The organism is Sorangium sp. So ce176 (assembly GCF_051519835.1).
GTDB lineage: Bacteria > Myxococcota_A > Polyangia > Polyangiales > Polyangiaceae > Sorangium > Sorangium cellulosum_G.
The window spans coordinates 1,595,112-1,616,665 of record NZ_CP150371.1; the positions used below are offsets into that span (position 1 = coordinate 1,595,112).

The 21,554-nt window shown below is 72.3% G+C and carries 20 protein-coding genes; 5 read left to right on the top strand and 15 right to left on the bottom strand.

Annotated features, from left to right (window positions below; translation table 11 throughout):
* Positions 1-21: 21 nt before the first annotated feature.
* Positions 22-867 (bottom strand): AraC family transcriptional regulator, encoded by an 846-nt coding sequence (locus WMF42_RS06025; RefSeq protein ID WP_081426441.1) that lies wholly within the window; start codon positions 865-867, stop codon positions 22-24.
* 256 nt (positions 868-1,123) lie between these two features.
* Here WMF42_RS06025 and WMF42_RS06030 point away from each other — a divergent pair, with 256 nt between their 5' ends.
* A complete protein-coding gene (locus WMF42_RS06030) occupies positions 1,124-1,822 on the top strand; it encodes an O-methyltransferase (RefSeq protein WP_437690775.1) in 699 nt (232 codons plus the stop codon).
* Between the two features lie 43 nt (positions 1,823-1,865).
* On the opposite strand, the gene WMF42_RS06035 is transcribed toward WMF42_RS06030, so the two are convergent.
* A complete protein-coding gene (locus tag WMF42_RS06035) occupies positions 1,866-2,609 on the bottom strand; it encodes an SDR family oxidoreductase (RefSeq protein WP_437690777.1) in 744 nt (247 codons plus the stop codon).
* A gap of 139 nt (positions 2,610-2,748) precedes the next feature.
* On the opposite strand from WMF42_RS06035, the gene WMF42_RS06040 reads away from it, so the two are divergent.
* From WMF42_RS06040 to WMF42_RS06050, 3 genes are all read left to right on the top strand, one after another.
* Positions 2,749-3,645, top strand: a complete 897-nt coding sequence (locus WMF42_RS06040) for a cupin domain-containing protein (RefSeq protein ID WP_437690779.1) — start codon at positions 2,749-2,751, stop codon at positions 3,643-3,645.
* A 164-nt stretch (positions 3,646-3,809) separates the two neighbouring features.
* Positions 3,810-4,139, top strand: coding sequence for an ArsR/SmtB family transcription factor (locus tag WMF42_RS06045; RefSeq protein ID WP_061608024.1), 330 nt, complete (start codon positions 3,810-3,812; stop codon positions 4,137-4,139).
* Between the two features lie 13 nt (positions 4,140-4,152).
* Positions 4,153-6,582, top strand: a complete 2,430-nt coding sequence (locus tag WMF42_RS06050; RefSeq protein ID WP_437690782.1) for an ATP-binding cassette domain-containing protein — start codon at positions 4,153-4,155, stop codon at positions 6,580-6,582.
* Positions 6,583-6,636: 54 nt separating this feature from the next.
* Here WMF42_RS06050 and WMF42_RS06055 read toward each other — a convergent pair whose 3' ends face one another.
* The 4 genes from WMF42_RS06055 to WMF42_RS06070 are packed head-to-tail and all read right to left on the bottom strand — an operon-like array spanning position 6,637 to position 10,161.
* Entirely contained in the window at positions 6,637-7,383 is a 747-nt protein-coding gene (locus WMF42_RS06055; RefSeq protein ID WP_437690784.1) for an ABC transporter ATP-binding protein, read from the bottom strand.
* Positions 7,383-8,192: an ABC transporter permease gene (locus WMF42_RS06060; RefSeq protein WP_061608013.1), complete on the bottom strand. Its 810-nt coding sequence runs from the start codon at positions 8,190-8,192 to the stop codon at positions 7,383-7,385. Before WMF42_RS06060 ends, WMF42_RS06055 begins: the two co-directional genes overlap by 1 nt.
* Positions 8,189-8,995 carry a molybdate ABC transporter substrate-binding protein gene (gene modA / locus WMF42_RS06065; protein ID WP_437690786.1) on the bottom strand — a complete coding sequence of 269 codons (807 nt, stop codon included), beginning with the start codon at positions 8,993-8,995 and terminating at the stop codon, positions 8,189-8,191. Before modA ends, WMF42_RS06060 begins: the two co-directional genes overlap by 4 nt.
* A 59-nt stretch (positions 8,996-9,054) precedes the next feature.
* On the bottom strand, positions 9,055-10,161 hold the full coding sequence (locus WMF42_RS06070) for a substrate-binding domain-containing protein (RefSeq protein WP_437690788.1): 1,107 nt from the start codon (positions 10,159-10,161) through the stop codon (positions 9,055-9,057).
* Here WMF42_RS06070 and WMF42_RS06075 point away from each other — a divergent pair.
* Positions 10,160-10,486, top strand: coding sequence for a sensor histidine kinase (locus tag WMF42_RS06075; protein ID WP_437690790.1), 327 nt, complete (start codon positions 10,160-10,162; stop codon positions 10,484-10,486). The genes WMF42_RS06070 and WMF42_RS06075 overlap by 2 nt on opposite strands.
* A gap of 45 nt (positions 10,487-10,531) precedes the next feature.
* Here the strand turns inward: WMF42_RS06075 and WMF42_RS06080 are convergent, their stop codons facing one another.
* The 9 genes from WMF42_RS06080 to WMF42_RS06120 all read right to left on the bottom strand — a co-directional run bounded on the left by WMF42_RS06080 (position 10,532) and on the right by WMF42_RS06120 (position 21,524).
* The gene (locus WMF42_RS06080) at positions 10,532-11,695 is read right to left on the bottom strand and encodes a DUF2169 family type VI secretion system accessory protein (RefSeq protein ID WP_437690791.1); all 1,164 of its coding nucleotides are present in this window, start codon (positions 11,693-11,695) and stop codon (positions 10,532-10,534) included.
* Positions 11,692-12,699, bottom strand: a complete 1,008-nt coding sequence (locus WMF42_RS06085) for a hypothetical protein (RefSeq protein ID WP_061608017.1) — start codon at positions 12,697-12,699, stop codon at positions 11,692-11,694. The genes WMF42_RS06080 and WMF42_RS06085 overlap by 4 nt, the downstream gene beginning before the upstream one ends.
* 8 nt (positions 12,700-12,707) lie before the next feature.
* Positions 12,708-13,697, bottom strand: a complete 990-nt coding sequence (locus WMF42_RS06090) for a DUF2169 domain-containing protein (protein ID WP_437690794.1) — start codon at positions 13,695-13,697, stop codon at positions 12,708-12,710.
* Between the two features lie 14 nt (positions 13,698-13,711).
* Entirely contained in the window at positions 13,712-14,173 is a 462-nt protein-coding gene (locus WMF42_RS06095) for a hypothetical protein (protein ID WP_437690796.1), read from the bottom strand.
* Positions 14,174-14,200: 27 nt separating this feature from the next.
* Positions 14,201-16,531 carry a type VI secretion system Vgr family protein gene (locus tag WMF42_RS06100; protein ID WP_437690798.1) on the bottom strand — a complete coding sequence of 777 codons (2,331 nt, stop codon included), beginning with the start codon at positions 16,529-16,531 and terminating at the stop codon, positions 14,201-14,203.
* 140 nt (positions 16,532-16,671) lie between these two features.
* Entirely contained in the window at positions 16,672-18,585 is a 1,914-nt protein-coding gene (locus WMF42_RS06105; protein WP_437690800.1) for a DUF2169 domain-containing protein, read from the bottom strand.
* Positions 18,586-18,651: 66 nt separating this feature from the next.
* Positions 18,652-19,707 carry a hypothetical protein gene (locus WMF42_RS06110; RefSeq protein ID WP_437690801.1) on the bottom strand — a complete coding sequence of 352 codons (1,056 nt, stop codon included), beginning with the start codon at positions 19,705-19,707 and terminating at the stop codon, positions 18,652-18,654.
* 21 nt (positions 19,708-19,728) lie between these two features.
* Positions 19,729-20,280 (bottom strand): GNAT family N-acetyltransferase, encoded by a 552-nt coding sequence (locus tag WMF42_RS06115; protein WP_061608022.1) that lies wholly within the window; start codon positions 20,278-20,280, stop codon positions 19,729-19,731.
* Positions 20,277-21,524: a hypothetical protein gene (locus tag WMF42_RS06120; protein ID WP_437690804.1), complete on the bottom strand. Its 1,248-nt coding sequence runs from the start codon at positions 21,522-21,524 to the stop codon at positions 20,277-20,279. The genes WMF42_RS06115 and WMF42_RS06120 overlap by 4 nt, the downstream gene beginning before the upstream one ends.
* Positions 21,525-21,554: the final 30 nt, after the last annotated feature.

The window sequence follows — 21,554 nt, forward strand, 5'->3', positions numbered from 1 at the left end:
TGCGCGCTCGTCCCGCTACCATCAAGCAAGCGCGGCCAGGCGGCCCGCCATGTACCGCGCGGGCGGCGTCCCGAGCGCCTTGCGAAACATGGTAACGAAGCTGCTCGCGCTCTCGTAACCGAGATCCACCGCCACGCTCTGCACGGCCGCGCCGCGGGAGAGCTTCTGGATGGCGAGGATGATGTGGAGCTGCTGGCGCCAGCGGCCGAAGCTCAAGCCCGTCTCCTCGACAAGGAGACGGTTCAATGTGCGCTCGCTGACGCCGATTCGCTTCGCCCACGTCCTCGTCGTCACGCCGATCGCCGGATCGGCGGTCATCGCGTCCACCAGACGGCGGAGCCGCGGATCGGTCGGCATCGGCAGGCGGTGTTTCTCGATCGAGACCGTCGCGAGCTCGTCGAGGAGCACGCTCACCAGGCGCGCGTCCGGTCCCTCGAGATCGTAGAGCGCGGGACGCGTCGCCAGGCGCAACAAGAGCTCGCGGAAGAGCGGCGTCACCGACACAGCGCAGCAATCCCGCGGGAGGCCCGGCGCCGCGTCGGGCTCGACGAAGACGCCGTAGCCCTCGAGCGGCGCGCGCGCGCGGATCCGATGCGTCACCGACGCGGGGATCCACAGCGCCGATCGCGGCGGCACGATCCAGAGGGCGCTCGACGCCTCGCAGATCATCTCTCCGCGCACCAGGTACACGAGCTGCGATTCGCGGTGCGCGTGAGGCTCGCTCTCGAGCCCGCCGCTCGCCATGTTGAGCCCGATCGCGTTCACCGGCCGCGGGACCGCTGTCTTCCAGCGCCCACGCGCCGCGAGCGCGAAGCGGCTCGCGAGCGACTCGAACGACGCCATCGCGCCACCGGGCTCGTTCGCCACCTGGACGTCTCCGTGAATCGTCCAGCCCGTCGGATGCGCAATCCGCGTCGCCCTCGAGCTCCGCCGCCTCGCTGCCATGACCGTTTTGATAAACAAATTGTCCTGGTTACGCAATGCGGTCAACGGCGCCGGCCGCTAGGTTCACCTCCGCGCCCCCGCCTTCCACCGCTTCGCCGGTGTTCAGCGCTGGGGGCAATGCCTGTGAGGAGGGCAAACGAATGCTCCGAGAATCTGTGTCGTTGACCGGAGGCCGATCATGAAGCCCGATCCCCTCGCCGTCCTGCCCGACGGGCGGGTGCGCGCCGTGCTGCGGCGCCTCCACGACGAGGCCGACCGGCAGGTGCCGGGCGTCCTCCTCCACTTCCTGCCGCGGCTGCCGCGGATGCTCCTCGGCCGCCGCGTCGACGCCCCGGGCACGGAGCTCGACTTCGCCGACAAGTACCTCGCGCTCGGGCGCGATCAGGGCGCCTTCTGCTACCTCACGGCGCGGGCGCTCCGCGCCAGGACGATCGTCGAGTTCGGCACGTCCTTCGGCGTCTCGACGCTGTGGCTGGCGGCGGCTGTGCGCGACAACGGCGGCGGGCGCGTCATCGGCACCGAGCTCGTGCCGGAGAAGGCGCGGCGCGCGCAGGCGAACCTGGAGGAGGCGGGGCTCGCGTCCTTCGCCGAGATCCGCGTGGGGGACGCGACGGAGACGCTGCAGGCGGACCTCGGCGAGGTGGACTTGATGCTCAACGACGGGATGCCCCTGCGGGCCCTCGACGTGCTGAAGCTCGTCGCCCCGGCCCTGCGCCCGGGCGCGGTGGTGGTGACCGACAACGTCGGCTTCTTCAAGGCCGACTACAGCGACTACGTCGCCTACGTGCGCGATCCGCGCCACGGCTTCGCGTCGATGACGGTGCCCTTCCGCTCGGGCACCGAGTACTCGGTCCGGCAGCCGGCGCGCCCGGGCTGACCGGGGACCCGCGGCAGGCAGGGGCCCGGGTCGTGGACGGCGCTCACGTCGACCGAGCCAGCGCCACCGCGTCGGGACCGGCCGGGAAACGGAGCTGCCCCGAGGCGTCGTTCGCGGCGCGCCACACCACCTCGGCCACGTCGGACGCTTGCGTCACCGCAGACGGCTGCCCGAGAGAGGCGAAGATGCGCTGCGCGAAGGGCGCGTACGCCTCGGGGATCAGCCCCTGCATGCGGGCCCCCCCGTTGCTCGTGAAGCGCGTGCTCGGGCCATAGCCCGGCTGAACCAGCTTCACCCGCACATTGAACTCCTCGAGCTCGAACGCGAGCGACGCGGTGAACCCTTCGATGGCCGTCTTGCTCGCCGTGTACACGGCCACCAGCGGCATGGGCGCCAGCGTCGCGCTCGAGGTCACGTTCACGATCACCCCCGACCTGCGCGCGCGGAACCCGGGCAGCGCGGCCTGCGTCATCGCCATCACGCCGAAGGTGTTGGTCTCGAACACCTCGCGCACCGTGGTCATCGGCGTGACCTCGAAGGCGCCCATGAGCCCGATACCCGCGTTGTTGGCGAGCACGTCGATGGGCCCGCTCGCCTCGAGCGCGGCCGCGATGCTCTCGGGCCTCGTCACGTCGAGCGTCACGACGCGCAGCCGGTCCGAGCGGGGCAGGACGTCCTCGCGCGGCGTTCGCATGGCGGCGATCACGGTCCAGCCCTGCGCGTGGAAGTGGCGCGCTGTCTCGAGGCCATAGCCCGAGGAGCAACCAGTAATGAGCACGGTCTTCATCGCATTCCTCCGTTGTGAAGCTTGCCGTCAGCGGCAGCTCGCCGCCGCGACGCGCGCGGCGTTCATGAGAGGAACCTAGCGACAGCGCGATGGACTATCTATCATTGGTAGTCCACATTTTGTTTGCTACAGTCCATGCATGAGCGACCCGCTCTCGGAGGTCATCGCGCTGCTCCAGCCGCGCGCCGTGTTCTCGAAGCGCATCAGCGGCGCCGGCCGCTGGGGGGTTCGCTACTCGGACTTCGGCCAGCCGAGCTTCTGCGCCGTGCTGGAGGGGAGCTGTCGCCTCGCCGTCGACGGCGAGCGCGCCGTGACGCTCGAGGCGGGCGACTTCGTGCTCCTGCCGGCGACGCCGGGCTTCACCCTGTCGGGCTTCGAGCCGGTGAGGCCAGAGCGCATCGACCCGAAGGTGACGCTCGCGCCGACGGATGAAGTCCGCCACGGCACGCGCGGTGGACGCCCCGACGTGCGGCTGCTCGGCGGCTATTTCGTCTTCGATTCGCCCGACGCGGCGCTCCTGGCGTCGCTGCTGCCGGCGCTCGTGCACGTGCGCGGCGTCGAGCGGCTCTCGGTGCTCGTGCGGCTCGTCGGAGGTGAATCGAAAGAGCAGAGAGCGGGGCGCGACCTCGTGCTCACGCGGCTCGTGGAGGTGCTGCTCATCGAGGCGCTGCGGCTCGCCCCGGGGGACGACGCGCCCCCGGGGCTCCTGCGCGGGCTGGCCGACGCGCGGCTCGCGCCGGCGATACGCAAGATGCACGGTCAGCTCGAGCGTCCGTGGACGGTGGCCGAGCTCGCGAAGACAGCGGCCCTCTCGCGCTCGGCGTTCTTCGATCGCTTCAACCGCGCCGTGGGCCTGCCGCCGATGGAGTACCTGCTCGCCTGGCGCATGGCCGTCGCGAGGGATCTGCTCCGCCGCCACGACGTCGGGATCGCCGAGGTCGCCGAGCGCGTCGGCTACGGCTCGGCGAGCACCTTCAGCACCGCGTTCAGCCGGCACGTGGGCCAGCCTCCGGGCCGCTACGCGCGCGCGGGCTAGCCAGAGCGACGGCGAGGGCGAGGGCGAGCCGACGCGCGACGGGAGGGGCTCCTGCGTCGTGCTGTCACGCCGCCCGCGGCCCGGGAAGCGGATGGGGGAGGGCGCTCGCGCGTCGTCCGATCCGCGCGCTTGACAACCCATAAGCGTTGGCTTATGCGTTGGACATGCAGCGCGCGGCCGCGGCCGAAGACAAGATCTTCCAGGCGCTGGCGGACCCCAGCCGCCGGGCGATCTTCGAGTCGCTCACGCGCGGCGAAGCTGCGGTGAAGGACCTCACGGCGCGCTTCGACATCTCGCAGCCGGCTGTCTCGCAGCACCTCGCCGCCCTGAAAGACGCCGGCCTGGTGAACGGCCGGCGCGAGGGGCGCTGCGTCTACTACAGGGTGGAGCCGCGCGGGATGAAGCCGCTCATCGACTGGATAGCGCACTACCGCGCCTTCTGGACGGAGCACGTCGATCGTCTTGAACGACTGCTGGAGAAAATGGACAGATGACATGAGCGCGAACATGACCTCCTCGAACCAACACCCCGCAGACAGCCACGACCTGATCCGCGTCCAGGGCGCCCGGGAGAACAACCTGAAGGACGTCAGCGTCGAGCTCCCCAAGCGGCGGCTGACAGTGTTCACCGGCGTCTCGGGATCCGGCAAGTCGTCGCTGGTGTTCGGAACCATCGCGGCGGAGTCGCAGCGGCTGATCAACGAGACCTACAGCGCGTTCGTGCAGGGGTTCATGCCGACGCTGGCCCGGCCCGAGGTCGACCTCCTGCAAGGGCTGACCACGGCGATCATCATCGACCAGGAGCGGCTGGTCGGCAATCCCCGCTCCACTGTCGGCACGGTGACCGACGCGAACGCGATGCTCCGCGTGCTGTGGAGCCGCCTCGGCAAGCCGCACATCGGCGGGCCCGGGGCCTTCGCCTTCAACGTCCCATCCGTCCGCGCGGCCGGGTCGATCACGGTCGAGAAGGGGGGGAAGAAGGCCGAGAAGGTCGTCTTCAACCGCACCGGCGGCATGTGCCCGCGATGCGAGGGCATGGGGTCGGTCAGCGACATCGACCTCAAGCAGCTGTACGACGAGAGCAAGTCGATCAACGAGGGGGCGATCACGATCCCCGGCTACAGCATGGATGGCTGGTTCGGCCGCATCTTCAACGGCTGCGGCTTCTTCGACGCGGACAAGCCGATCCGTAAGTTCACCAAGAAGGAGCTCCACGACCTGCTCCACAAGGAGCCGACCAAGATCAAGATCGACGGCATCAACCTGACCTACGAGGGGCTGATCCCGAAGATCCAGAAGTCGATGCTGTCCAGGGACCTCGACTCGCTGCAGCCGCACGTCCGAGCGTTCGTGGAGCGCGCCGCCACGTTCAGCACCTGTCCCGAGTGCGACGGCACCCGGCTCAGCGAGGCCGCCCGGTCGTCCAAGATCAAGAAGATCAACATCGCCGAAGCCTGCGCGATGCAGATCAGCGAGCTGGCCGGGTGGGTGCGCGATCTGAACGAGCCGTCCGTCGCGCCGCTGCTCACCGCGCTGCGGCATACGCTCGACTCGTTCGTGGAGATCGGCCTCGGCTACCTCAGCCTCGACCGGCCGACCGGCACGCTGTCGGGCGGTGAGGCGCAGCGCACCAAGATGATCCGCCACCTCGGGTCGTCGCTCACCGACGTGACCTACGTGTTCGACGAGCCGACCGTCGGTCTGCACCCGCACGACATCCAGCGGATGAACGATCTGCTGCTGCGGCTGCGCGACAAGGGCAACACGGTCCTCGTGGTCGAGCACAAGCCGGAGGTGATCGCGATCGCCGACCACGTGGTCGACCTCGGCCCAGGCGCCGGCACGGGCGGCGGCGAGGTCGTCTTCGAGGGCACCGTGGATGGGCTGCGGAAGAGCGGCACGCTCACCGGGCGTCACCTGAGCGACAGGGTCTCCCTGAAGCCGTCGCTGCGGAAGCCGTCGGGGGTGATGAAGGTGCGCGGCGCCCGCACGCACAACCTGAAGAACGTCGACGTCGACATCCCGCTCGGCGTGCTGGTGGTGGTGACAGGCGTGGCCGGGTCGGGCAAGAGCTCCCTGATCCATGGCTCGGTGTCGAACCGGGACGGGGTGGTGTCGGTCGATCAGACCCCGATCCGCGGCTCGCGGCGGAGCAACCCGGCGACGTACACCGATCTGCTGGAGCCGATCCGCAAGGCGTTCGCGAAGGAGAACGGCGTCAAGCCCGCCCTGTTCAGCGCCAACTCCGAGGGCGCCTGTCCGACATGCAACGGCGCCGGGGTGATCTACACCGATCTCGCGATGATGGCCGGCGTCACCACGGTCTGCGAGGACTGCGAGGGCCGGCGGTTCCAGGCGTCGGTCCTGAAATACAGGCTCGGCAAGCTCAACATCGCCGAGGTGCTCGATCTGTCGGTCCAGGAAGCGGCCGGCTTCTTCGGCGCTGGCGAGGCGCGTACGCCGGCCGCGCACGCGATCCTGCAGCGCATGGCCGATGTGGGGCTCGGCTACCTGCGGCTCGGCCAGCCGCTCACCACGCTGTCAGGTGGCGAGCGGCAGCGGCTCAAGCTGGCGACGCACATGGGGGCTGACGGCGGCGTCTACGTGCTCGACGAGCCGACCACCGGGCTGCACCTGGCCGACCTCGAGCAGCTCCTCGGGCTCCTGGACCGGTTGGTCGACTCCGGCAAGTCCGTCATCGTGATCGAGCACCACCAGGCGGTGATGGCGCACGCCGACTGGATCATCGATCTCGGGCCGGGCGCGGGCCACGACGGCGGGCGGATCGTGTTCGAAGGCACCCCGGCCGACCTGGTGGCGGCGAGGTCGACGCTGACCGGCGAGCACCTGGCGGCGTTCGTCGGCAGCGGCCCGAAGGCTGCCCCGGCAGGCGCGCCCGAGCCGCGTCGGGCCCGTCTTCAGAGGGCGTCCCAATGAACGGGAGCACGCCTGTGACCCCCGGCCGCTGAGCGCGCCAGCCGCGCAGAGCGGCTACTCCCCGCCGCCGCGCGCCGACGCGACGAGCTCCTCCACGAAGCGCGACGCCGGCCGGGCGGCGAGCTCCTCCCACGTCCCTGCCTGCGTCACGCGCCCCGCCTCGAGCACCGCGACGCGGTGCGCGAGGAGCCGCGCGTCCGCCGCGTCGTGCGTGACGACGATCGTCGGCAGCGCGAGCGCCCGCAGGTAGTCCGCGAGGAACGCCCGGACCTCGCGGCGGGAATGGACGTCGAGCGCGGCGAGCGGCTCGTCGAGCAGCAGCGCGCGCGGGCCCACGGAGAGCGCGCGCGCGAGGGCCACGCGCTGCTTCTCGCCCCCGGAGAGCGCCTGCGTCCGGCGGTGGGCGAGCGCGGCGATGCCGAGCTCGTGGAGCATCGCGTCCACGCGCTCGGCGCGGTCCACCACGCTCCGCCGCGAGGCCGCGCTCCTCACGGCGAACGCGACGTTCTCACGGACGCTGAGGTGCGGAAACAACGCATAATCCTGCGGGACATAGCCAATCCCGCGCTCCTCGACAGGCACGTCGACCCCGGCCTCCGTATCGAGGAGCACAGCGCCGCCGATCTCCACCCGCCCTCGCTCCACGGGCAGCACGCCGAGGAGCAGCGAGAGCAAGCTCGTCTTCCCGGAGCCGTTGGGCCCGACGAGCGCCAGCGTTCCACGCCCTGTCTCCAGCCCGGCGTCGAGGCGCAAGCGCCCGATCCGCGCGGCCACGCGCGCGCGCAGGCTCGGCGCCTCCATCACAGCGCCGCCTCCGGCGGCTCGGTCGAGCGCCGCGCCACGGCCCGCACGAACAGGAGCAGCGCGAACGCCACGACGACAAGGACCATCGAGAGCGCCTGCGCGGCGCGCAGGTCCGACTCGAGCGCCGTGTAGATGGCGAGCGGCAACGTCTGCGTCGTCCCCTGCAGGTTGCCGGCGAACATGAGCGTCGCGCCGAACTCGCCGAGGGAGCGGGCCCAGCTCATCGCGGCGCCCGCGACAAGCGCCGGGGCCGAGAGCGGCAGCGCCACGCGGAAGAACACCCGCAGCGGCGACGCGCCGAAGGTCCGCGCCACAACGAGGAGCTTCGCGTCGATCCGCCGAAAGGCGCTGATCGCCGCCTGCACGAAGAACGGCGCCGAGACGAACACCTCGGCCATCACAACGGCGGCGGTCGTGAACGTCACGGACCACCCCTCCGGATAGAGCCACCCGGCCAGGAGCCCGCGCCGCCCGAACGCGAGCAGCATCGCCACCCCCGCGACCGCGGGCGGGATCACGATGGGGAGCTGCACCGCCGTCTCGACCGCCCGCGCGAGCCGCCCGCGCGCGCGAGAGAGCGTCCAGGCGAGCGGCGTCCCCAGAACGACGACGAGGACGAGGCTCGCCGAGGTCGTGAGCAGGCTGAGGCGCAGCGCGGGCCACACGAGGGGGTGGCGCAGCCCCTGCTCGACGTCCGCCGCCGTGGCCGTCGCGAAAAGCGCCAGGACCGGGACGGCCAGGAACGCCACGAGGACCGCGCCGACAGCGGCCAGCGCGCCCCGCTCCGCGTGGAGGCGCGCGCTCATGGGCCCGGGCCGCGCCCGGCAGGCGCCAGGAAGCCGGCGCGCCGCAGCGCGCTCTGACCGGCCTCCGACAGGACGACGTCGACCCACGCGCGCGCGAGACCGGGATGCGCGGCGCCGGCCACGACAGCGATCGGGTACTCGGCGACGACGTTGATCTCGGGCGGGATGGCCACGAGGGCCACGCCGTCCTGCGCCGCCTGCGCGTCCGTCCTGTAGACGACGCCTGCCTGCGCCTCGCCGAGGCGCACCTTGGTCAGCACCTGGCGCACGCTGAGCTCGCGCGAGACGACCTTGCCCTCCACGCGCGCGCGGAAGTCCGCGCCCAGGGACGCGGAGGCGCGATCGAGGATCTCCTCCGTGTAGCGGCCGATCGGGACCTCGGGGGCGCCGAGGACGATGCGGGACGCGGCGGGGAGATCCGCGAGCCCCCGGATCGCCCCGGCGCTCTCCCGCGCGACGACGATCACCGGCTCGTTGCGGGCAAAGACGACGGGGCTCACGGCGCGCCCGGACCCCACCAGCTCGTCCATGTGGCGCTGATCCGCGGAGGCGAACACGTCGGCCGCGGCGCCGTGCTCGAGCTGCGCGCGGAGCTCCTGCGTGCCGGCGAAGTTGAACGTGACCTCGACGCCGGCGTGGGCGCGCTCGAAGTCCTCGCCCATCGCGGCGAACACGTCCCGGAGCGAGGCGGCCGCGAAGACGACGAGCCTGTCCTCGCCCCTGACGGGCGCCGGCTCCGCGCGCCCGCAGCCGACGCCCGAGACGACGCACGCCGCGAGCGCCAGGGGCGGTAGACACAGCAAGAAACACCTCCGGGAACGACGCATCTGCATGCGTCGCTTCGATGCCCGCGCCGGCCCCTTCATGCCGCCCGGACCTCCGCGACCCGCTCGCCCGCCGGGCGTACGTCGTAGCCGAGCGCCGAGAGCTCGCGGCGGAACTCGCCGGAGACGAGCACGTCGAGCAGGCGCTGGATCCGCGCGTCGCCGAGCGCCTCGCGCGGGAACGCGAGGTCGTAGCGCTCCTCGGCCAGGGCGACGAAGCCGAGCCCGAACGCCATCGCCGCGTCGCGCGTCGCGACGCCTGTGTCCGCCGCGCCCATCGCGACGGCGCGCGCGACGTCGAGGTGGCCGGTGAGCCGCACCTGCGGCCTGCGCGCGAGCTCGATCGGCATGCCGTGCGCCCGCACCTCGCGCTCGAGGAGACGCTGGGCGCCGGCGCCCGCCTCGCGGCCGGCGAGGCGAAGGCCAGGGCGGCCCAGGTCGGCCGCGCCGCGGATGCTGCCCGCGTCCTCGCCGCGAACGACGAGGCCCGCTTCCCAGCGCGCCAGGGTGATGAGGACGATCGGCTCGGCGTGCCCGAGCCGGCGGACGTCGGCGACGTTGGCCTCGCCGGTGCGCGCGTCGACGAGATGAACGCCCGCGACGTGGGTGCGCTGCCTAGCCAGCGCGCGGAGGGCCGCGGTGCTCGAGCGGGGGAACCACAGGAACCGCCCCGGCCCGGGCCTCGTGTTGAGCCGGTCGGCCAGCAGCCCGAGGCCGGCAGCGCAGCCCATCAGGACGACGTTCTCCTCGACCTCGGCGAGCGCCCGGAGGGGCTCGACGCACGCCTTCCCGCGCCGCTCGCCGGTCACGATGCCGTCCGCGGCCACCCGCACCGCGTCCCGCACGAGCGCGTAGGAGACCCAGCGGCCCCCGATGCGCGCCATCGCGGCGCGGCCCGGCGCCGGCGGGCCGTCGGCCTCGGCGGTGACGAGCGCCGCCGCGCCCGGCGCGCCGAAGAGGTCCTCGACCTGGCGGTCGAGGGCCCTCGCGATGCGCAGCGCGACGTCGACAGCCGGGGTGGCGCGGCCCGCCTCGATGGCGCCCACGCTCTGCCGCGTGAGGCCGGCGCGCTCGGCGAGCGCGACCTGCGACAGCCCGCGCGCCTCGCGCTGCTCCCGGACCCGGTTGGCAGCTCGGTCGGCCATGGCAAGGATCCTTTACACCAGGGAAAGTGTGCTTGCCATCACCTGGTGCGCCCCCCGCGCCGGGGTCGCTCGCGCTGTGTCGATCCTGCTCAGAAACCTCCCGAGCATCTTCGAGCGGTTCTGGAAGGACGAGGCGCCCGGCAAGAAGGGCACCGGGCTGGGGCTCTACATCGCCAAGGGGATCATCGACGCGCACAACGGGCGCATCTGGGCGGAGAGCGAGGTGGGGCGCGGCGCCCGGTTCTGCTTCACGCTCCCGCTCGTGGGGCCGGCTGGACGCGAGGCGCCTGCCGCGGAGATCGGAGCGCCGTCCCACCCGGCCTGAGGCCGCAGCCGCCCGCTCTTCACCGCGGACGCGCGACGGCCGCGCTCACCACGCCACGCGGAGCGGCATCTTCTCCAGCTCCACCGGCATGTAAGGCCGGATCGCCCTGGCCGCGCCGCGCCACACAACGGTGACGCGATCGTGATCGGGCTCGATCGTGACGGTCTGGATCACCGGGTCGGCCTTGTTCATCTTGCCATTGCGGCCATCCGTGGCGATCTCCGGCCGCTCGCCGGGGAGCCGGATCTCCCATTTCGGGTGCCGCGGGTGCAGGTTGTAGAGCACGAGCTCCTCGTCGCCCGCGAGGTGCGGGAGCTGTAAACCCAGGGATCCGCAGCACGTGAAGCGGAAGTCGATGTCGTGGTCCGGGCTCAGGAAGGTCTCCTTCAGGACGGACGCGGGCGCGAAGCCGCGGCGCACCTCCTGGAACACGGCGTGCTCCTGATCGTGGAGCGGCACGACCCCCATGTACCCGAAGCGAGGGAACCACCCGTAATCCAGCGCGCCGTACGACGCGGGGAGCGGCATCCTGGGCCACGCCCGGGTGCTGCCCACGACGAGCCGCTCCGGCGTGAGCCTGTCTTCGGGGTCCTCCAGGTTGGGCAGGACGAGGGCCTCCACCGCGTCCGGCGTGGCCTCGATCAGGTAGCCTTTCCCCGCGACGTTGCGCGGGTAGCTGTACTCGCTCGCGCCGGGGCCCTGCGCCTCGCGCGGCATGCAGGCCTTGATCGGCGCGGTGGGATCGCCGAGCCGCGCCTCGGCCACGGCGTCGATGCCGCCGTAAGCCTTGTCGTAGCCGAGCGGCATGCGCTCGAACGGCGCCGGATCCGAGAACAAGAGGCGCCCCGTGTGCGACAGCGCGGCTCGCCTGTCTCCAAGAACGAGCACCTGCTTCGAGCGCTCGCCGACGCGCACCGCCGTGAGGAGGGACGAGGCAGGGCCGGGCGCGTACGCGTGGCCCAGCACCAGCACGTCGGTGAGCGGCTTGAAGGCGACGAGGTCGGTGTCGTGCACGAGGACCGCGGGCGCGGCTGGATCGAGGATGAAGTCCTCGAACAGCGGGACCTGCTCGGACGCGCGCGACAGGCGGCCGCGGCTGTCGACGCTGTACGTTCGCTTGCAGACAACCGAGAGGATCTGCCCGCCCTCGGGATCTTTCGCCGAGAGCTGGCGCGCCGTGGGGCCGGGGCTGGAGAACGACTCTTTCATCGCCCGCCTGTCGGCGTGGGCGCCGGGGCCGGGGTCGGCGCAGGGGTCGTGGTGGAGGGCGACGGCGAGGTCGTCGCGGAGGGCGCCGGAGGTGTCGGCGCGGGGCCCGGCGTGGGCACGGGGACGGGGCCCGCCGGCGCGGTTGGGTACTGGGGTATCGAGGGGCTGTTGAAGTAGTCGTACACCGCGCTGTGCGCCCACCCGGACGGGTCGAAATACGATGTGTCGCCGATGTTGAGGCCGCCGCCCGGGGTAAGGGGGTGCGAGTACCCGAGCGGCGATCCGTGCCCGAAGATGCTGATCGCCGCGGCAGGGATGTTGCCCGCAAAGTAGGCGGCGGACCGGTTCCACCCCGTGGCATGCAAGGCAGAGCCGAGCATCGTGCCCGACGGCAGGCGCTCGACGAGCCCGGGCGCGATACGGCGCCACAGCGGGCCGGTGATCCTGTCGACGAACCGGCCGAACGCCTTGGTCGACGTGAGCTTGTTCACGAGGGCCTGGATCGCCCAGTCGACGACCGCGGCGGCGAGCCCCGCCAGGAAGTCTGCCAGCGACATGCTCGCCTGCACGCTGGTCCACGTGATCACGACCCCCACGCCCGGCAGCGGCGACGTGTACCCGAAGCAGTTGAGGTTGAGGTTGACGATCTTCGCGACCGCCACCGCGACCGGCGCGTCCTCCACCAGCACGGCGTTGACGCCGAACTCCGACTTGGAGCCGGTGAGCGTGTTCCAGATCGGGAGCAGGAAGTGGGGGATGAGCGGTATCGGGACGTGAATGACGAAGAAGCCGATGTCCGTCCCCCGCTGCATCGTCTTGTTGCCGTCGCACAGCACGACGGAGCTGTCCTTCGCCGTGGCGAAGCCCCAGATGGCCCAGTGGTTGAACGCGCCGGTGATGTGGGCGTAGATCGGGATGAGCGGCAGGCCGACAGGCGGCGGGAGCGCCGTGTGCGGGTCCAGGCCGATCATCGGGTTCACGTGGACGAGGACGTTGCAGTACATGATCGGCCTCAGAGGAAGAGGTGCGCCTCGCGGATCTGCTCGGGGACCACGACGTACCTGAAGGGGAATCGATAGCTGACGAAGACGCGCCCCCTGTCCGCCTCGATGCCGACCTGGTCGATGGCCAGCGGGCGCTCGTCCACCTCGTCCTCGAAGCGCACGCGGGCGCGCGGTCGGACCTCCGGGAGGTCGACGACGAGCGGCGCTCCGCCCGTGACCCCGCCCACGGCGATGCGCGTGCCCGGCTCGATCGAGGGCACGATCATGCGCGGGTGGGCCGCGTTGAAGAAGGTGGCGTCGAACTGGATGGGCGGCCCCGCGGCCGCAGCGTCGGCGGCGCCGGCCGCGTGCGCGTGGAGCCCGGGCCCCGCGAGGCGCGCGAGGCGGATGCCGCTCATGGGCGGGCAGGGGCCCACGCCCGCGGGCAGCGGCCTGTCGTCCCAGGACGAGATGAGCTGGTCGGGCTCCTCCAGGTTCGGGAGCGGCCTGTCCTCCGCGCTGTGCGGCCAGAGGTAACAGCCGATCCCGTCCGGGTTGAGGGGATAGGGCACCTCCAGCCCGTCCCACACGTCCTTGCCGCCGTACGCGTAGGCCATCGTGAGGGGGATGGCCTCGATCGGGAGCGGCGATGTAGGGGAGAGCCCGGACAGGCCCTTTCGCCACACCCGCACGCCGGAGACAGCGACCTCCCGCTTCCACGCGCCGCCCACGAGGATGGAGAGGGTGAGCCGCGTCGTTCCGGGCTTCTCGGGGCGCGCGTGGCCGAAGAGGAAGAGGTCGACGCCGCCGCGGTAAAAGAGCTGATCGGTGTCGATGACGCCGTACTCGCTCTCCCACGGCTCCGCCGAGATCCGCCAGGGCTGCTCCTCGCTGGGCACGAGCTCGGTCCCCCGGAGATCGTAGGTGATCTTGGTCACGAGCGACGCCGCGATACGATCGTCGTCGATGGCCGTGCGGAACAGCCGCGCGGCAAAGCGGGTGTGGTTCTCGAGATCCATGCCCCTCGATCCCGTCAGGAGCCCAGCCGGACGCGCTCGCCGGTGACCTCGACGTCGTCGTTGGCCTGGATGCGCACGTTGCCGCGCGCCGACCGGATGAGCTGGCTGCGCCCGACCGTCTCGAGGCGGCCGGCGGCCTCGACGCGGGCGTCCCCGTCCGTCGTGAGCGAGATGCCGTTCTTGCCATGGAGCGACAGGCTGTCGGCCTCGATCGCGAGCGCGCCTGTCGTCGCCAGGGAGAGGCCGGCCCCGCGCACCACGAGGCGGATGCCCTCCGGGCCGATGGAGATCTCCAGGTGGGCGGCGCCGCTCGGGTCCACGAGCTGGAGGCGGTTGTGCTCCTTTCCCCCTTCGACAACCAGGGAGTGGCCGTGCGCGAGGGCGACGGTGTGGGGCGCGGCGCCGACGTCCGCGTCGGGCGCGGCGTCGGGGGAAGCGTCGGAAGGAGCGATGCCTTCCGGGTCGTGAGCGCTCATCGGGTCCTCGCTGTCATGACGCTGCTCTCAGTTGAGGCGGATGATGCTGCCCTTGATGACGGTCTCGCCACCGGCCTCGATGTTGATGGCGCCGCCGGTCACCTTGACCGCGGCGCCGCTCGCCTCGAACGACGCACCGCCGTCGATCTTCGCCGCGCCGGTGGTCACGGTCCAGGTGGCGGAGTTGACGTTCTTGGCCGCGCCGACGTTCTCGGTGGAGTCGGCTGTCGTCCCCTCGGTGCGCGCGCCGACGACTGTATCGCTCAGGGCGCCTATCTCGACGCGGGTGGTGCCGCCGAGCTGGACGTCGAGCCGGCTGCCGAGCTGGAAGTCCCTGCGGCCGCCGACCTGCACGTCGAGCCGATCGCCGAGCTGGAGCGAGCTCTGGTTCCCCGCCTGCAGCTCGGTCTGGCTGCCGACCTGGAGGTGCGTGCGGTCCCCGACAAGCGTGACCGACTGGCTGCCTGTCTGCGTGCGCGAGGAGTCGCCCGTCACCTGCTCGGTCTGATTGCCGACCTGCGTGAGCGCGCTGTTGCCGGTGATCGTCTCGGTGAGATCGCCCGTGAGCGTGAAGGTCCGGTTGCCGGTAATTGTCTCCGTCTGGTTGCCGGCCGGGAGCGTGATCGTCTGATCCGCGCCGACCGTGATCGACTGGTTGACGCCGACGAGGATCGTCTGGGAGTTGCCGATCTGGATGGACTCGTTGTTGCCGACCGTGTGGGTGCGGTCGTTGCCGACCGTGAGGACGTCGTTGTTCCCGACGGTCGTCGTGCGATCGTTGCAGACGGTGTTGGTCTCATCGTGCTTGACCAGCTTCGTCGCGTCCCGCTCGGCCTGGACGCGCATGAGCTCGCGGCCGGGCGCGTCCTCGAACATGACCTCGTTGTAGCCCGACCCGCCGATCGTCTGGCTCCTCCACCCGCTCTGGGTCTTCATCGCGGGGAGCGAGTAAGGCACCTTCTGCAGGTTGGTGTAGACGCGGCCCACGACGACCGGCCTGTCGGGGTCGCCGCCCAGGAAGTCGATGATCACCTCCTGGCCCACGCGCGGGAGGTTCACGTGGCCGAAGCCGCCGCCCGCACCCGTCTGGGAGACGGGGATCCAGCACGAGGAGGCGTCGTCCATCGACCCCTCCAGGTCCCAGTGGAACTGCGCGCGCACGCGCCCGAACTCGTCCACGTGGAGCGTCTCGCCGGGCGGCCCGACGACGGTGGCCGTCTCGACGCCCTGGGTCCTGGGCTTGGGCGTGGAGAGCGGCGGGTAGTACGGCATGTCCGCGCTGACCGCCCTGCAGGCGTGCGACCACTCCCCGCCGTACGTGCCCGAGATCTCCGCCGAGGTGACGAGGAGCCGCTTGCCGGTCGAGACCTCGCTCTTCGGGTGATCGAGGAAGGTGACGATCACGCCCGGCGCGACGTCGAGGCAGTTCGTCTCGAACTGGACGGTCCGCGCCGTCACGCGCTTGGCGTCGAGCCGCCGCTGCGCGAGCTCCGTCCCGATCTTCTCGTCCGTGCGGTATTTCCCCTTGTCGTCGGCGGCCGGCGTATCGTCCCCCTTCGCGCTCTCGAACAGGAACGCGCCGGGCACATAATGGTATCGCTCGAGCCCTTGCTCCGGCGCGGTGCCGCCGGTCCCGGACTGCATCAGACGGTACGTCGACGGTCTGCGGTAATCCTGGTCGCGCAGCGTGTATTTGCCCGGTCGGACCTTGCGGCCGACGCGCACCGCGGTGACGTGCTCCACGTCGCGGCCTCCCGGCGCGTCGATGAACCGGATCGGCCGGCGCGTCTCGTTGCCCTGGGGGGCGTCGCAGAGCACCAGCTTGCTGTCGCCGGAGGCGGCGTCGAAGTAGAAGCTGATGCCCGCGTCCTCGAGCATCCGCGAGATGAAGACGAAATCGCTCTCCCCGTACTGAACGCGGTACTTGCGCTTCCTGTGCTCGAGCGAGGTGCGGCTGTCGAACGGGATGCTCCATTCGTCCAGGAGCTTCTCCACGATCCCGAGCTCGGAGAGGTGCTGGAAGACGCGGTTGCGCCGGCGCTGCGTCAGGAACCAGAGGGACGGCGCGATGTCGATCTGGTAGGTGGAGACGCCGTCCGGCTCGACGGCGACCTGCTGCAGCGACGTGCAGACGCCGGCCCATGTCCGCGAGGCAGGCATCTCCACGCCGAAGTGCGCGGTGAACGACGCGGGATAACCCACGATCGCCTCGAAATCGATGTCCGGGTCGGGGCTGTGCGCGAGGATGGACACCGAGAACAGCCTCGAGATCTGCTCGGTGATCTGGAACTGCCGCACATCGAGCGGGTCGCCGGAGGCGACCTGGACCGACAAGAGGTGTGAAGAGGGGGTGGTCATGACCTCATCTCATCCTGGTTTTCGCCGGGGCCGCCGACGCATGACGGACAGGGGCGCGATGCTACGGGAGCGTGGTTACGGCCGCAAGCGCGCGAGCGCGCGCGGAATGCCCGGACGCGCCCGTGCGCGCGGGCTCCGGCTCACCCCGCTCGCGCTCTCGTCACCGCCTTGCGCACCTCGTCGCCGAGCGCCGCGTCGCGGGCGATCCTGGCGATCCACGTCCGCTGGACGCGAATCGCGCTCTCTTCTGGCAGCGCGACGTCGCGCAGCGCCGCCGCGAGATCGCCGCGCTCCGCGCCCACGGTGATGCGCGCGAGCTCATCGGCGGAGATGGGCCCGCGCTCTCTCTCGAGCTGCGCTACATAGGCCGCGTCGTAGGCGCGGAGCAGCTCGTTCCGGCCTCGCCGCAGCGCGCGCTTGATCTCCGCCGCCCAGGCGGCGCGGAGCCGCGCCCAGGCGGGCTCATCGAGCCGGCCTTCTCTCAGGATGCGATCCTTCTCGTGCGGGCGCAGCGCCAGCGAGGCGTCGAGCGCGGCGCACGCCTCGACGGAGACCTCCTCGATCGTCGGCTCGCGCAGGTCCGCTGGCGGCGCCGGCGCCGGCATCTGCGTGGGGGGCGCGGGCTCCTGCGGCTCCTGCGGCTCCTGCGGCTCCGGGGCCGGAGGCGTGCCGAGCGCTGCCAGCGGGCCGAGCCCGAGCCGCGGCGGCTCGACGAGGGGGGGAGGCGCGCTCGGCGCGCCGGTCTCGGCGCGCGACGGCTCGCGCGGGATGGGCTCCGCCGAGAAGGGGGATGACGGTGCGCGCGGCGCGCCGAGCTCGGGTCGTGGCGGCGAAGGGGGCGGCATCTCCGGGGGCCCCGCGAACGGGAGCACCGCGCGCGACGGCGTGGCGTGCGGCACGGGGGGCACGGGGGTCGGGCTCCCCGTGGTCCCCGCGAACGGGAGCACCTCGCGCGCCGGCGTGGCGTGCGGCGCGAGGGGCGGGATCTCCGTGGTCCCCGCGAACGGCAGCGCCTCGTGCGGTTGCAGCGCGAGCGACGCGGGGAGCGTACCGGCGACGTCGAGCGCGCTGGCCGCCGCGGCGATCACCGGCCCTCGCGGCTCCTCCGCGAGCGTGATCTCCACCCGGCCCGCCTGCTGCGGGTGGTCCAGGAGGACATATCCCCGCCACGTCAGCGAGCAGGTCCCCCGGTCGGTGTCGATGCACAGCGTGTCGCACCGGAGCTTCCTCTCCTGCGCCGCGGCGCCGCCCCGCTCCACGACGGCGCGCGGCGCCACGGCCCGGAGCCTCGTGACCAGCCGCGCGTGCGCGGGGTGCAGGTTCTCCAGCACGATCCGCTCGTCGGGGCAGAGCTCGTCCATCTGCTGATCGGGCGGCGCCGCGTTGAAATAGCCCGCGTCGATGTCATCGGGCAGCGGCTGCTCGCTCCAGCGCGCGTGGCTCCACGTCGCCGCGTGCCAGCCCAGCTTGTGCGCCCTGCCTGGCCAGCTCGGGGCGATCGGCCCGAAGCCCACCGGCTCGATGACGTCGCGGCGGCCGGCGACGTGAGCGCCCGGCACCTCGAGGTTGGGCGCGGGCGTTATTCCCCGCCTGTCGGACGGCACGCCCACGGGGTTCGCGGTGCCGGCCCCGCCGGCGGCGCGCTCCCATCGGAGTGACATCTTCACGAACGGCACGGGCTCGCTCAGCGCGCCATCCTGGGTGAACACGCGATCTCCGAACACAGCGATCGACTTGTCGATCGCGCCCACCGCGAGCCGCGCGAGCAGCGACGTGACCGGGCGCCGGCCGGGGGCGTGGGCGTGCCCCACGACGAGCACGTCGGCGCGCCGCTTGAAAGGGGCCAGATCACTGCCGAGGACCAGGCTGCGGTGGTCGTCGTCCTGCCAGTAGACATCCACGCTGGTGGGCTCGTCCTGCTCCGGCGCGAGCCGCGACTCGCCCGGCGCGAGCGTGTAGGTCGCCTTGCAGACGATCGTGAGCGCCCACGCGCCGGCCCGCGGCTGCCAGAGGCTCGACGCGACGCGGAGAGGACAGGCCGAGACGACATCCATGCAGGGCGAGTCTAGCGTGGGCCCGCCGTCGACCGATGATGAAAGCCGAGCCGCGACGACAGGCGCTCAGCGTGGCGGCCGACTCCGGGTGAGATAGAGGGCGAGGGCGACTCCCGCGATCGCGCCGCCGCCGCCGCCGACAGCGAGGGACCACGTCTCGATCGGATCGCTCGTGCTGAGCAGGCCCAGCGCGACGCCCGCGAGCCCGAAGATCCCGAGGCCGGCGAGCGCGCCGACGGTCATGCCGGCCCACGCCACCGCGATGCGCGTCCCGATCGGCGTCCTTGTGAGCGGCAGCGACGCGAGCTGCTCCTCGACGCCGTGGCGCTCTCGCTCGATCCCGAGGAGCTCCCGCAGCTCGGCGGCCGCGCGCAGGTGCACGGCCTGGCCAGGGAAGGCGGCCTCGGTGAGCGGGCGCGCCGCGCCGGAGCGATCGACGAGGACGATGCGCCCGGCCGGCGAGGGCGCCTCTCCCTTGCCGAGCCACATCTCGCCGAGCGTCCCGCCCTCGACGCGGACGTCGGCGACGCCCTCGAGGGAGACCTCGTGGGACGAGACAGGGATCGCGAGGACGAACCGCCGGGCGCGGAGCGCGGCGCCGCCGCGCGTGATCTCGAGGTGGAACCGCCCGAGGCCCTTGGTGGACGAGTACGCCATCGTGAGCCCCATCGCGAGCATCCCGATCGCGAGCGGGAAGATCCACCACGGTCCGCGCAGCGTGACGTCGATCCGCTGCTCGCCCGCGATGCCCGCGCGGACGATCGCCGCTACCTCGGCGGCCCGCTCGGGGCTCACCTTCTGCAAGGAGAGCTGGTGACCGCCGTCCAGGACGAGGACGACGGCGCCCTGGCTGCCTCCCTTCGACCCCCGCGTGATGTCGACGCGCGCGTCGCGCAGCGCGGACATGGGAAACCCTGTCGTCCTGGAGGGCGTCGCGCGCGTCAGGACGCACCGCGCGCCGGGCGTGCAGGCGAGGTGATCCTTCGAGAGCGCGATGATCGAGACGATGATCGCGCCGAAGAGCAGCAGGAGGGAGAAGAGGAGGCGCGCGGCGCGGATGGGGAACGGGCCGTAGCCGACGCTGCCCGAGGCGCGGTGGAGGGCGGGCTGGCGGAAGACCATCGGGTGAAGTCTACCCCGGCTTCACCGCCGCGCGCCGTCCTGCGCCACGCCGGCATCGTCCCGGACGCGCGCGTAGAGAAGGACGTCGCCCACCCGCCCGTCCTTCACCACGTGGCGCCGCATCCGCCCCTCGAACGTATAACCGGCCTTCTCGAGCACGCGCGCGGACGCGCCGTTCCAGCCGTAGACCCCGGCCTGGATGCGCTCGAGGCCGAGGTGCTCGAAGCCATACAGCGTCATCGCGATCACCGCCTCGGTGGCCAGGCCGCGGCCCCAGTAGGGCGCGCCGAGCCAGTAGCCGATCTCCGCGGTGTTCCTGTGCACGTCGTCGAAGCGCTCGAGGCCGATCCCGCCGGCCACCTCGCCGTCCACCACGACGGCCAGGCCCGCGCCGGGCGGCGCCTGCCCGGCGCAGAACGCGATCCAGCCCTCGGCGTCGGCGCGCGTGTAAGGGTGCGGGAAGCGATCCCGGAGGTTCGCCCAGACGCGGCGATCGTCCGCGTTCTTCACGAGCGCGTCGGCGTCGGCCGGAGCCCAGGGGCGGAGCGTGAGCGAGGGCGTCTCGAGGATCATGGCGTCTCTTTCTCCGGGCGAGCCTCGCCGGCCTGCGGCGTCGATCGATCGTAGAGCTTCACGAGCATCTCGGTCCCGAGGCCGGTCGCGATCATCCGCTCGCGGCGGTTCGAGAGCAGCGCGCCGAGCCACGGCACCGCGCCGCCGTCGCCGAGCGGGAGCTCGAGGCCGTCGTCCCGGCGCACGACGAGCTGGATGAACGGCCCGGCGTAGTAGCCGAGCCCCTGCAGCCGCGCGAGGTCGTGGACGACCTCGACCTCGGGCCGCGCGCGCGCGAGCGGCTCGGCCACCTCGGCGACCCAGCGCTCGGCCCGCGCGACGAGCTCCGGGCCGAGGCCGAGCGACAGCGCCGCGCCCGCGGGATCCGCCGCCGCGCGCGGCAGATCGACAGACGCCTCGCGCAGGGCCGCCTCGGTCGAGCCGGGCTCGTGCGCCTTCGCCCGCAGCGCCATCGCGTCCGCGTCGACGCCGCGCGCGCCGAGGCACGCCCGCACCAGGGCCGTGTCGGAGAGGACCACGCGCAGCCCCGCCGCGCGGAAGCCGGCGCCCGGCAGCGCGCGGACCAGGTCGGCCCAGACGACGAGCTGCTCGAGAAGGGCCCGCCGCTCGCACGCGTCGTCCTCGCCCCGGGCCGGCGAGCGGACGGCCGTCACGAGCGCGAACAGGCGGAAGTGCGGGCTGAAGCCCGGGTGCTTCGTGGGCTGCATGCGCAGCACGCGCTGGCTCGCGCACAGCCGCAGCGGCTCGCCGCGCCCGGCCTCGCGCCGGCGCCGCGCGGCGTGCAGCGCGAGCCCGGTCGTGGGATCCGCGGCGACCTCGGCGAAGCGGACCGTCGCGAGCACGTTGTTCGGCTCGACACCCGCGCACGCGGCGGCGCCGAGCGGCTCGACAGGCGCGAGATCCACCGCCTCGAAGCCCGCCGCCGCGGCGAACGCCGCCGCGTCGAAGGCGTGGATCCGCCGGGCGTCCGCGGCCGATGCGTGCGTCATCGGCGCGCGCTCCGCGTGCTCGAGGACGTCGGCGAAGCTCCTCCGAAGGGCGCGCTGGCGCAGGCAGTGGAGGAGCAGCGTGGTGAGGTCGTTGCCCGGGAGGTCCTCCGCGAGCAGCCGGTCGAGCGGTCGCCCGGCGTGCGCCTCGGCGGCGCGGCGCGCGATGCGCGACGACAGCTCGCCCGTCTTGCCGTCGGAGAACGCCCGCCGCTCCCGGGCGGTGGTCGAGCTCCTGGGATCGTCCGTGGTGGCCATGGCCGTCTCCTCGTCGACACAGTGACCCGG